Source organism: Polynucleobacter sp. Latsch14-2, from assembly GCF_018881925.1.
In the GTDB taxonomy this organism is placed as follows: domain Bacteria; phylum Pseudomonadota; class Gammaproteobacteria; order Burkholderiales; family Burkholderiaceae; genus Polynucleobacter.
The window spans coordinates 1-1,587 of the sequence record NZ_JACVPL010000038.1 but is presented as its reverse complement, the minus strand read 5'-3'; the positions used below and the strand labels follow the sequence as shown (position 1 = coordinate 1,587).

The 1,587-nt window shown below is 45.7% G+C and carries 1 protein-coding gene; it reads left to right on the top strand.

Going from position 1 to position 1,587, the window contains the following annotated elements:
• Window positions 1–1,587 (top strand): MBG domain-containing protein (locus tag ICN46_RS11860; protein WP_216209121.1); only part of this gene is annotated, 1,587 nt, incomplete at both ends.

Below are 1,587 nucleotides of genomic sequence, written 5' to 3'. Positions count from 1 at the left end.
CAGGTACCTTATCTCGCAGCGCAGGGGAGAACGTAGGCAACTACAACATCCTCTTAGGTTCAGGCACTAAGGCAGCTAACTACACCATTACCTTTGATAGCACTAATCAGGCCATGGGGATTACCGCTAAACCTTTGACCATTAGCGGTCAAGTGGCTGTTAATAAAGTCTACGATTCCGGGACTACTGCAACAATTGATATAAGCAACTCCGCATTAGTTGGGGCATTGAGCGCTGATGCGGTGACATTGAATGCTACTGGTGCATATGGAACATTTGTAAGCGCAAATGCAGGTAATGGAATAGCTGTTACTGTTGGAGGCAACGTATTGTCTGGCACCTCTGCTAATAATTACAGCTTGAGTCAGCCAGCTGGCCTCACAGCCAATATCACTAAGGCAACTTTAACGGTCACAGCAAGGGCGGATTCTAAATTTGTAACGCAATCCGATAACTACGGCTTTAACGGAGCCACGATCTCTGGCTTTGTGGGTGGTCAAACGTCTAGCGTACTTGGCGGATATTTGATGATTAATCGATCAAACTATACGCAAAATAATGCCGCTACTTACAACGGAGTGTTACAACCATCCGGTTACATATCAAGCAACTACAATATCAATTATGTTGCAGGTGATTACACCATCGTCCCTGCCCAAACGTTAATTATTAAAGTTGCAAATACAACTACAACGTATGGAACTACTGCTGCTTTAGCACCAACGAGTGTTCAGTATCTAGATGGCTCTAATGTACTCAAAACATTAAGCCAAACTGCAGCCAGTGGAAATACATATACCTACTCAGATGGTGTGGGCGGCAGCGCCAAATTCACCTTATCTGCTGTTGGTAGTGCAAGTTCAGGTGGAGCTTTAGTGGTTGGAAGCTACAACACTACTGGTATTAACTTCTCGCAAGTAAGTCAGAACTTTGTCGGTAGCCCTGTCTACACCGGGACGTTATCGGTCAATCAAAAGGCGCTTACTGCTAGCGCTTCCAATATTTCTAAAATTTATGACGGCAGTACCTCTATGTCCGGATTAACTTTGGGCCTATCAACCCCGGTAAGTGGCGATGATGTCAGTGTTGGCGGTGTAGGTTCTTTTGGGCAAAGTTCAGTCGGCAATTATGTGGCATATAACGTTTCTAACTTGTCCTTAACTGGCACAGATAAAGCTAACTATTACTTAACAGGGGGCACATCGTTTACGGGTAGCAATGGCACCATTACCGCACGTCCGATCATCATTACTGCCAACAGTAACCAAACCAAAGTTTACGGTAATGCGGATCCTGCTAGCTATACCTACACTCCAGAAGCCAATAGCACTGGTCGTGGCTTAGTAGGCTCTGATGCTTTCACCGGTGCCTTAACCAGAGCTACTGGTGAGAACGTGAATACCTATGCAATCGGTCAGGGCACCTTAGCCAATAGCAACTACACCATTAGCTACGTACCGGCCAACTTTGCCATTACGCCACGTCCAATTACCTTGACTGCTAGCAGCGCTACTAAGATCTATGGTGAAACCGATCCAAGCTTGGCTGTCACTATTACTGCTGGCTCATTAGCATCAGTAGCAGTGA